The organism is Arthrobacter horti (assembly GCF_030731045.1).
Lineage (GTDB): Bacteria > Actinomycetota > Actinomycetes > Actinomycetales > Micrococcaceae > Arthrobacter_E > Arthrobacter_E nanjingensis.
Window position 1 is genome coordinate 34,693 of the sequence record NZ_JAVALS010000017.1, and the last position, 10,796, is coordinate 45,488.

6 protein-coding genes and 2 pseudogenes are annotated in these 10,796 nt (G+C 59.4%); 1 reads left to right on the plus strand and 7 read right to left on the minus strand.

Translation table 11 applies throughout. The annotated features are described in order from the left end of the window. Positions 1-81 precede the first annotated feature (81 nt). A complete protein-coding gene (locus Q9R02_RS15400; RefSeq protein ID WP_305997593.1) occupies positions 82-834 on the plus strand; it encodes a type II toxin-antitoxin system death-on-curing family toxin in 753 nt (250 codons plus the stop codon). Positions 835-1,294: 460 nt separating this feature from the next. Here Q9R02_RS15400 and Q9R02_RS15405 read toward each other — a convergent pair. The 7 genes and pseudogenes from Q9R02_RS15405 to Q9R02_RS15435 all read right to left on the minus strand — a co-directional run. Beyond that, positions 1,295-2,588 (minus strand): annotated as a pseudogene (locus tag Q9R02_RS15405) (ISL3 family transposase). Positions 2,589-3,311: 723 nt separating this feature from the next. Next, positions 3,312-5,141: a hypothetical protein gene (locus tag Q9R02_RS15410; protein WP_305997594.1), complete on the minus strand. Its 1,830-nt coding sequence runs from the start codon at positions 5,139-5,141 to the stop codon at positions 3,312-3,314. Further along, positions 5,138-7,804, minus strand: coding sequence for an ATP-binding protein (locus Q9R02_RS15415; RefSeq protein WP_305997595.1), 2,667 nt, complete (start codon positions 7,802-7,804; stop codon positions 5,138-5,140). The genes Q9R02_RS15410 and Q9R02_RS15415 overlap by 4 nt, the downstream gene beginning before the upstream one ends. After that, a complete protein-coding gene (locus tag Q9R02_RS15420; protein ID WP_305997596.1) occupies positions 7,801-9,162 on the minus strand; it encodes a TRM11 family methyltransferase in 1,362 nt (453 codons plus the stop codon). Before Q9R02_RS15420 ends, Q9R02_RS15415 begins: the two co-directional genes overlap by 4 nt. Beyond that, the gene (locus Q9R02_RS15425; RefSeq protein ID WP_305997597.1) at positions 9,159-9,725 is read right to left on the minus strand and encodes a DUF1643 domain-containing protein; all 567 of its coding nucleotides are present in this window, start codon (positions 9,723-9,725) and stop codon (positions 9,159-9,161) included. Before Q9R02_RS15425 ends, Q9R02_RS15420 begins: the two co-directional genes overlap by 4 nt. Then, complete coding sequence (locus tag Q9R02_RS15430; RefSeq protein ID WP_305997598.1) at positions 9,722-9,982, minus strand: helix-turn-helix transcriptional regulator; 261 nt, start codon at positions 9,980-9,982, stop codon at positions 9,722-9,724. Before Q9R02_RS15430 ends, Q9R02_RS15425 begins: the two co-directional genes overlap by 4 nt. 141 nt (positions 9,983-10,123) lie before the next feature. Further along, positions 10,124-10,796, minus strand: a pseudogene (locus tag Q9R02_RS15435) (integrase); the annotation flags it as partial.

Consider the following 10,796-nt stretch of genomic DNA (forward strand, 5'->3'; position numbering starts at 1 on the left):
GTGCACGCGCCTAGAGCTCAAGACTGCACTACTAAGCCTTTCGATCTATGTATAAGCCCTGACGTGTTGTATGGTCATCAGGTGGAGTACTTGGACGACGAAGATGTCCTGCTGATTAGAAAGCGACTTGCCACTAGCGGTCTAGCAGGACTAGATTTTGGAGCCGAACGCCCCCTGAGGCCTTCGCTACTTGCAAGTGCCGTGAGCCGCCAAACGGTGGGAATGGGCGCGAGAAAGAAATACACGACCGTGGCTGAGGTCGCAGCCACTCTATTCTATGGCATGGCCCTGAATCACCCGTTCGAGAATGGAAACAAGAGAACCGCTCTAGTCTCCATGCTCGTCGTGCTCCAAAAGAACCGGACGCTGCTAATAGGAACTTCAGAGGACGAATTGTATGAAATGGCCACAAGCGTGGCAGATCACTCATTCTACATTCCGCCAGGACAGAATCGAAACTCTGATTCGGAAGTCGCAGGATTGGCAAACTGGCTGGACGGGAAGACTCGCGATCTTACGCGCGGTGATCGACAGATGAAATTTCAGGAGTTGCGTGCACAGCTTGAAGAACAAGGGTGCGAATTTGGCAAGCCGAGCAGAAACTTCATAAAGGTCTATCGAGACACGCCCAATGGACGGTTCTCAGCGAAAATGGGATACCCTCGACCACAGTTCCCGGTGGCAGTCAAAGATGTCAAGCGGGTACGCAGTTTGTTGAAACTCGATGAGGTACACGGGTTCGACTCAGATGCATTTTACTCGGATGTCGAAGGGGTTGCGGACGAATTCATCAACAAATATCGGCAGGTTCTCGATCGACTCGCGCTAACCTGACTGTCCGGTTTGGCGAAGGAGACAGCAGCGAAAAGTCCGAGGTCGTGTCCCTCGAAGCTGCGAACCTGTGCGAGGTCAACATGCGCATCCGGCGTCTGGAAGAGGACGCGGAAGTCATGACCCGTGCAACAGCCTGTCTGTCCCGCGACATCAAGCTACAAAGATAGCGCACCCATTGGTCCGCGAGCTGGCCACCGGCGACGCTGCGATCAAGGTTCCCCAGGTGCGGTGACGTGCCGAGTGCTGAGTTATTCCAGATTGGCCTAGGAACAGGGCACTGCCAAACCAGAGTCGATCCGAGACTGAGTAGGATTCCCCTTAATCCAAGCCGCCGTCGACTATCCCCGGGACGATCCTGCCTTCGGGCACCGGTCTATCTCTGAAGAAGTCACGGCCGATCCCCGCCCGCTGTCCAGAGAACGCCGGGATCGGCGACTGATCTCCGAGGTTAAGGGGCTCTTCAAGATTGAGGGTGTAGCGCGGGTCTGAATTCGCCGGCTTCGAGTAGTGAGCGAACGATGTAGTGGGTGAGGTTCCGGAAGCCCAAAGCGGAGCCGCGGAGGTGTTCGAGCCTCCCGTTGATCGCTTCGGTCGGCCCGTTGCTGGTGCCGGGCCGGTCGAAGAACGCCAGGACGTCAGTGGCACGCTGCTTCAGCGTGCGGCCGAGGCGTCGCAACTCGACGAGGTCGACCGGGACTCCTCTGGTGACGGAGGTGATCACGGCCTGCATCATCTCCTTGGCTTTCTTCTTCTCGGGTTCCCGGTAGGCGGCGACGATGCGCTGGTAGATGCCCCAGGTCGCCTCGACCTCGACGTGTTCCTGGCTACCGAACACCGCCTCCAGCCGAAAGCGCTGCTTGTCTGTGAGCAGGTCCGCGCCGGTGTAGAGGGCGCGGCGGGCTCTGTAGAGAGGGTTGTTTTTCATCCCGCGGCGGCCGAACAGGTCCTGCTGAACGTGTCGTCGACACTGGTCCAAAGCGTCGCCGGCGAGGCGGACAACGTGGAAGGGATCCATGACCGGGACGGCGTCGGGGAGCTCTTCAGCGGCGACGGTCTTGAACCCAGAGAACCCGTCCATCGCGACGACCTCGATCCGCTGGGTCCAGTCCTTCGGTCGGGCGGCGAGCCATTGCTTGAACACGGTCTTGGAACGGCCCTCGATAATGGCGAGCAGCCGTGCGGGGCCAGTCTTCTCACGGGCCGGGGTGAGATCAATGATCACGGTCACGTACTTGTCCCCGCGCCGGGTGTGCCGCCAGACGTGCTCGTCGACCTCGATCGTGGTAACCCCATCGAACCGGGCAGGATCGTCGATGAGTCGACGCTGGCCCTCGTGAAGCACCGCAGTGTTCGCGGCGCTCCAGGAGACCCCGAGGCCTGCGGCGATACATGTCACGGTGAGGTGGTCGATGACGATGCCCCGGAGCGCCCACTCCACGCCGAGGCGGGAGATCTTCGCTCGTCGCGTGGCGGCGCGTGTCATGTCCTGCCGCCACGTGCGTCGGCAGGGTGCGCACCCGCACCAGCAGGGTCGTCAGCCGATGCCCGAGCGGCTCGTGCGCGAGCCGACGCGTCACCGTGTCTCTCGGCGTGCCTTCGGTGCCGCACTCCCGGCACCACGGATCAGTCGCGACCGGCCGGCGCTCGATCCTCGCCCGGTTCGGCTGGATCAGCTGGCCGACAGCGACCAGACCGAGCTCATCGAGGCGGCAGAACGTGGTCAGGTCAGGGGTCTCGAAAGTAGGGTGGGACATGTCGAGGTCTTTCGGGATGGCAAGCGTGAAGAGCTTCCATCAGCTGGGAGACCTCGACCCCTACCCGGACACCGACGCGCTCAACCGACTACACCCTCGTTCGCGAAGAGCCCGAATACGTTCGTCCTCCGCCCATGTTCCTGACGATAGCGACGGACCCTTGTTCGCGAAGAGCCCGCAAACTAGGAACCACGCAATCGTGAAGGGCGAACTGACCGTGCCCGAAGCCGCCAGCCGATTGGCAGTCAGCACGCGCTGGGTCAGGACCCTGCTGGCCGGCACCGTGAAGAAGGCCTGGCCCCTTAGTTCCTGTCCGTACGGGAAGCCCTGCTTCGCGATGACATCGGTGCCGACCGGAGGCTGGCCAACCGGACCGCAGGCCGGAAACTCCTAGGATGAGGGCCTGGCCAGGCGGGCCGATGACCCGGGACATGCCCGGGTCGATGATGCGGGGCCTGCCTCGCCAGACAACAAAAAGTCCCAGGACATCGAGTGAACGATGTCCTGGGACTTCACACGCGGTCGGGCTGACAGGATTTGAACCTGCCACCTCTGACCCCCAGGCGTCCAAAAAACGACGCTCGACGTTATTCTCCGCGTGGTTCTGCCGCTCAGGCCACCTCATTGCATATCGTGGATTGCATGGATTGCATGGATTGCGTGGATTGCGTGGTTGTGTTCCCCTTCTAGTCCCCCAGACGCATGACGACCAGATGCATCAACCTAGGCACCAGCCTCATAAAAAAGCTTCCCGTCAAAGGCCGGTCGCGACTGATGCTGGAGCAACAGGGACAGGAGCCCACGGGCGCTGCCATCAGCGAGCCGCGCGTACCGCTCAATGCCGAACTCTACACGCGAGTTCTGTACATCTATCTTTGCGGTGAGTCCGTCCTTGTGCTTGGTCGCGGTCCCAAGCACGGCGGCAGTGACGTGCTTAGTAGCCAGCCGAACCTGGTCCGCTGACCCTTCAACTGAAGAAAGCATGGTCTCCATGCCCCGATAGCTACCTATCAAGGACTTGACTTCGGCTTGCATCCTCGTGAATCTTGCTTTCCAGGACTCAGGAAGCGCAGACGGGGCCTTGCCTTCAGTCGAAATAACCGCGCGCCCAGTGCCGCTAACGACGCAGGCGTCAAGGGCGAGCATTGGTACGACAATCTGCCGGGCAAACTGGACTCGCCAAGGGGACGACGAATCCCTCTGTAGCGGGCCAAACTCCGCCTGGTTCTCCTTCAGCGGGGCCGGCAGCCCCTCCTCGTTGTGCACAGTCTGTCGCAACTCTGTCAGTACGACCCGTGTGAGATCATTGCTGCGCTTGCCATCTGCCCTGACGCTGAGGTCACACTCTTGGGCAAGGAGAACGTAGTAGCGGTCAGCTCCCTTTGATTTTCCGACTCCATGAAGATCATGAATCTTGAAGATGTCCCCGACTTCGAGTGGCATAGCCAGAGCGGACAAGAGTTCGCCGGTCTCGAAGTGCTCATCCCACGCGACTTCCGCGAGAGCTGCTGGCTTGGAAGCTCCGTCAAGATAGAGGCGCACCGCACCAGCGCGCCTTAGCCTTGTCATTACGTCGGCAATGAAGTCGCCATCTCGGAGGGACCTGGCGAGTGTCTTGCGAGCGAATGCGGAAGCGATCCGCGTCGCATGGTCCGGCTCGTATGCGCCCTCGGCTCTAGCGGCCTCGATCGACGCAAACAGCAGATACTTCTCAATACGCCTAAAATGTGAGATGGCCGTATCGGTCGCTTGGCTGAAGCTTCTGATCAGGTGCTCTCGAAACGCCTCAATCTCGGAGGCGAAGAGCACCACTCGTAGGGCCTCCGGGAAGCTCTCATCTTGTAGCCGATTCTTTGCTACTACGATTACCGGCCTAGTTGAATCAAGACCTTGGCTGATTTGCGCCGCGATCTCGGCTTCACGCCCTAGGTCGCTTGCTGTATGCGTGAGAAGGCCAACGTAGACATGCTCGCGGTCAGTGCGCGATAGGACGCCACGCACCAGATCATCACCACCTGTGGCCGATCCGCCCTCCCGCTCAAAGCTCCGATCGAAAATGAGCAATGTGGGCTTGGAATCGTCCAGCAAGACCTGCCCAGAACTACGCCATTCGTTCAATCCCATAGGAAGGAACTCGGCAACATCGGCGAATATCTCGGGCAGTGCGAGGAGCGCGGCGTTGTTACCAGAGACGGCTGGGGACTGAGTCACTACAGCGCCCTCCTCGGCGCTAGATGCGCGCAGCGCGGCCTGAGTCAACACGATTCGAGCCTGGTCCTCAAGCTCGTCCCAGCTCTCATCGACCAGGTCGCGGACCTCATCCGTCGACAGGTTGGCGGCGTCGCCGTCCTCTTCATCAGGGAGCACCACGCGAGCTGCAAGCACGATGTCGATCGTGCCTGCACGAATCGCACCGAGGACGTCTTCCTTACTCTGATGTGCTTCTTGAGCGTGGTCATCATCGACACTAATGACGCGAACGATGCCGAGCGCGGCAAGCAGATCCCGTGTCAGTTCTTTCGGGCTAGGACCCGAAGTCGGCTCGCCGGTCATTTGTCATGCCCCAGTTCGACAGATTGATTTCCTCCGAAGTTCATTCGGAAACGGAAACGTCGTCCGTTCAGATTCCGGTCCGGCGAGAGCACGATCGTTGAACTCATTGAGTCCAACAGCTGACGTACCACGAAGAGTCCCAGGCCGCGGCCGTTCTGGGCCGGCTTGGTCGTGATGAACGGGTCGAAAGCGAGTTCTTCAATCGACTCATCTATACCGATACCGTTGTCCTCAACGGTCACAAACGGTGCGTCGATAGATATTGAAATGAGTCCTTGGTCGATCCGTTTTGCCGCAAGCTGCTGGAGCAGCCAATACTCACTATTGAGGACGAGGTTGTCAAAAACTTGCGTCAGCTTTCCTTCATTGACTCGAATCTTGAAGTCGTGCACCAGATCGACTTCGATACGAAGTCCATTCTTCCCCCACCGCGCGCTGTAGTAGTCAAGGAGATTCTGAACGACATCTGACATCGCCACTTCAGTACGGCGCTCTCGCATGTAGCGAAGGGAAGGGGTCACTCTGGCTACTTGCTTGCCCAACGCGCTGGCCGATGACCGTACATGCTCAACGTATGTCCATACCCGCTGATCCTCGCTGTTGATGGACTTGAGATACTGCGTGATCTGAGCGCTTCGGCCTCGAAGCCCATCGCTGATGTGCTGGACCTCATGCGACAGCGCCTCGGCGCTAAGACCGAGGGCTACCGACTCCCATGCATCCCCGATCTGCTCCTGAGCAAGTTGAAGCTGTTGCTCCAGCAAGTCGACGCCGGCTTTGAGTCGCTGCTGTGTTTCGACCAGTTCATCGAGGTGGACCATCATGGATTGCGCCTCGGAGACTGACCGACGAACCTGTCCGACCGTTCGATCGAGAGCGGCCGTGAGCGCGGGATCGTGGAAGACGGTATTGCCGTTGTTTTGTCGTTCGCTTTCAAGCGCCGAAGCCGCCGCCTCGATATTTTCAAGCGACCTTCGGGCTTCAGCGGCTTGATGCGTGAGGTCAGAACCCTCATTGATCTGGCGATTGACCTCCTTGATCAGCGACTCCGGAGTTATTCGCGGCGTAACGTCGATCGATTCCGCCAGCAGTTCTCTTCGGTAGTCGTTGTATCCGCGCCGCAAGTGCTCTTGAACGAGCGCCGCGTAGTCAGCCCACGCCTTCATGATTCGAAGAAAGTTCCGGTATGCGGGAGTATCGCGAAACGCCTCGCGATTCGTTGTCTCCTCAAGCGCAGCGTTGTCCTTGGCGGAGATACTTACGTAACCCGTCACGTTCCCTGGCCGGAGGCTGTAGAACGATCCGCCAGAAGTCCACTGCGCGCCCAGACCGAGCCAGTCATCATCGACACGGACCCCAAATCCGTCTCGGTACACCTTGATGCCCACAAGTGCGCGAACGAACTCCTTGTAGTCTGAAGCCTTGTCGAAGACGCTTGTGGTGTCTCGCGTGAGCGGGATACCACTGACCTCGCCTTTGAACGGACCCGGCGAAATCGGGCTGTTTCCTTCGAACTCGACTTCCTTCAGATTCGCTAACTCAAGCACAGCCTCGCTCTTCAGGAAATGCTTGTCATCCCCTGAAACAACACCAAACGGCCTCCCCCGCGTCTTCCCGGGCCTGGCTAGGAGCCACTCAGAGAAGGCGAATCCGTTATCTCGCCCAATAAGCTGCTCATACGCTGCGATATCCTCTCGACCCTGATGCGGGCGCAGAAAGCCCGCCGTAAAGCTCCCGTGGACTTTCATCACATGACCATCGAAACCAAAGTTGTATGCGACCGGCGCCGCAAGAAGAACCTCCTGCGCCTTCTCGCGGAGGTTGATGGGCTCTGAGTCGATCGACAACGACATCCTGAAGCCTGCAACGCCCTCATACGGAGAGATCATCGCCGCGAGCTCCCGCTGCAGATCGTTCGTCTCGTGCTGCCGCCAGAACGAGGGTTCTCTCAAACCTCGAATCTCCAGACGTGTGCCCCGTCGGGCCTCGCCACTCGGAAGCTCGTGAACTTCAATCGGGACGAGGTTGAGGCTGTCCGCGTCCGCAAACTCGCTCCAGTTCATGGTCACTTGGAGCGGATGGGCAGCAGGCCCGTCATCCTCGGAACGCCGGACCGTCGTCATAATCATCTGATCACCGAGGCGTTGCGCCCCGAGGCGACCGAGACCTTTGTCACCGAGGGGCGTGCGCTTCTTCTTGGTCGTCTCGCCCTTGGCTTTCATCGCATGCTTCTCGCTCAGCGACACTGTCAACCATCCCCGTCGGATGCGATCCATGTCCATCCCGACGCCGTCGTCCACGATGGTGATCGAACCGAGCAGGTACGGGTCAGCTTGTCCGTCGTTCGCCAGGTCTCCCGATGCAGTACGCAAGTCATCGGCCGGGTCTGACTCTTGACCGACTTCCTCGCCAGAAGCACTATCCGAGACCGGGAATGGCAGATCATCGCGGACCTCGCCGGTGGCACGGTCGAATGCTGTGTGCGTGTCGATGACGACTCTCACACGGGTGGCGTCGGCATCATACGAGTTCTTGATCAACTCGATCAGAGCCTGCATATCGTCAGTAATAAGGTCGGCACCGAGCTTGAAGACGACAGAGGGGTGAACTTCGAGTCGGAGGGTTTCGACTACCTTCGGGTCGAACTTTGAGTTCTCGCTCACGGCTTCGCTGCTCTCGACCGGGTAACAAGGATCCACTCTTGTGCCATTGTCGACCCCTCACTGTTCTTGGCCGCCATCCTTTTCCTTGATCCTGGAAGAACGCGTTCTATCGTGGAGACATATTCGTGCGCATCTGCCAGGAGCAGTTCACGTGTAATCTCGACCAAAGGGAACGTTCGCTTGCCAACTCGACGCTCACCCAGCGTGAAAAAGCAGAAGGCCCCATCGACTAGTCGGGGACGCACGCCAGTAAGTGCATCGCGGTAGTCTCTAACGAACGAGAGGACCTTCTTCCGCAGGGCTGGTGCGTCACCGAGCCCTTTCAAGAATCGATCGAGAGCAGGCGAAATTTCGCAAAGCTCGTCTCGCGCCAGGTCCGCGTACTTCAGTGAGCCCCCGAGGCTGAGCAGGTCGATTCTGTGAGTAGATTCCAGCAGCGAGTTGTCAAACACACCCGGAATATCGGCGTGGTCGATCCACTGGAGTGGGAGATAGCTGTGCTGGCCATACGGCACGGTGGTCTTGTTGTCACCGTACGGAGGCGAGGTCATCATGACGTCAGCATGCCGAGGAGCGATCCATGGATCGGACACCGAACCGGGCAGAAGTAGAGTCGTTGGTGCAGCTTTGGTTGGGTCAAGAGTGAGCATCCGCGCCCAATGCAGCCTGAGGCGAGCGACGTTTTGCTTTGCAACTACGCTGAACGATTTCACTGCATCGCTTTCTCTACGAGCGATCTCTTCGGCGCTATATGCGTGCAGCTTGAAGGTCGAAATGCGCGAATTGGAGACAAGACGAATAGTCTCAGCCAGGCAAACCCAAAGGAATCTGCGCGTCGTCAAGTCTAACAATTGCGATATGGCTTCTCTAATAAGGGCCAATCCGAATTTGATCTCCGGTTTGAACCACTTATCGATACCGGGAAAATCAGGCACCGGCGGCTCGACAAGGTTCTTGGCGGTCTTGAGAACCTCGTTCACTCCGGCCAGTGCAGTCTCTGCGGTCGGCGGGTCTGCCTTCACTTGACAGAGCAGTATGGCGAGAGGGTTGATGTCGCTACCGTGGAAGTCGAGCCCGCGGTACAGGCTCTCAAGCATCACCGTGCCGGAACCTGCAAACGGATCGTACACAAGCCCCACGTCGGGCTGAACGGCGATCAAATCATCGAGCAAGGCACCCTGGAGTTCTGGAACCATCATCGCTGGGTACTGGAAGAGAGCGTGATTGCCTGTGCGGCTTCGCAGCGCGGAGAACGACCAGAAGTCCGGATCGTTCGCGGTTCGCGCATTGAGCCTGTCGCGCAGCCTTGACGCCACGCTGTCGGCGGATTCCTCGTTCAGCTTTAATGTCGAAGTCATCTGCGAAGTGCCCCCTGATCGCCGTCGATTCCTCCCTGCACTACCGACATCGCTTCGGCCAAATCCCGCAGCGGGCGACGGACAAGTGCCCGATCAAGCCTCTCGACAGTCGATCCGCCTGAAATGAGGGCACGCTGCGGGCCTACGTATTGACGCCACCGGGACGGATGCCGCGTTTCGCCCCCCATCACCCAGACAGACTCGTGGCCGTAAAAGGCCACGCGAGAAACCACCCACTCAACCTGTTCGCGGTGCAGCCGCCCGTGCTCGCCCGGAAGACGAGAAACGCCCCACGCAAATAGCACTTCCGCTGCACGGCCAAGGACGGCCTCGATGTTGATCCTCGCCTCCAGGATGTCTGCACGCCTGACCGAAGTGGCAGCAAGCGCCTTACTGTTGCGCGTTCTCATCGGAAACAGGTTTGCGACTTCGACGCCGCTCCACCCCTTAAGTTCCGCAACTACCTCCAGGACCGCGTAGGAAGTGGAAGCCTTTTCATCAAAGCTCGGGTTCAGCATTAGCGCGCAGACGGATCTCCCACCTAGCCCGACAGAAACCGTCACGAGGAGCTCTCCGACCGCACCGCGTTGTGGAGCCGATCCAAACTCACGCCAAGGGCATCAGCGATCCGCGCCACGGTGATGAAGGATGGGGATGCAGTCCGCCCCGTCTCGATACTTCGCACCGTGTCGATGCTCAGCTCACTCACCGAGGCGACGGTCTGCGCTGACATGCCGGCGGCGTTTCTGGCGTCACGGAGGGCAGCGCCAAGCCGATGACCGACCTCCCGGTCCTCGGCTGAGACTTGTTTCCGTGCCATGCTGGCAACTCTACAGGTATTCCTATACATGTAGAAATACCTTGAAGGCAGTGCCAGAGGCTCGTGTTCGCAAAGCAAGGTTCCCGCCCCATTGCGAATCCTGAAGAGGCCGGTGCTCGGCCTCGCCTCGAGCCTGTTGCCTCATGTCAATACCTCCGGGAGTGGGGAGTCGTTGCCTCGTCTGGCGGCCTCCGGATGAGGGTGGTTCCAGGTGGTGTTCACGGGTGGTTTGACGGGGGCGGGTTTCTTGGCGGTGGCGATGGTCTGCAGCTGCTTGGTGAGCTGAAGGATCTGTCGTGAGAGCGCGGCGGGGTGGACGTTCTTGAATTCCGCGTTCATCCGGATGATCGGCATCTTGCGCAGGGTGGGGTCGGTGACGGCCCGCTGGTGGGGGGTCTGGGCGTGGTCGTGTTTCTTGACCATCCGGGCTCCGTGCCGGGTTTTGGAGAGCAGCTTCTGCTGCGGTAACAGGTAGTTCGTGAAGACCCGGTCCAGGTCCCAGATCTGGTTCAGCAACTCCAATTCCCCGAGGGTGTCATAGCGCAGATACCCGACCAGTTCCCGCACCCTGGCCCAGTTCTTCTGCTCCACATGGGCGCCGTCGTTCTTGTTCCCAGGCCGGGACCTGGTGAAGGTGATCTGCTGCTCGGTGCAGTAGCGGAACAGGTGATCGTTGATGAACTCGGTGCCGTTGTCCGAATCGATGCCCAGGATTGGGAACGGGAAGACCTCGGTGACGTACTCCAGCGCCTCGAACACCCACTTCGCAGCCTTGTTCCGCACGGACCGGTTCACCGTCCAGCCGGTGGCGATA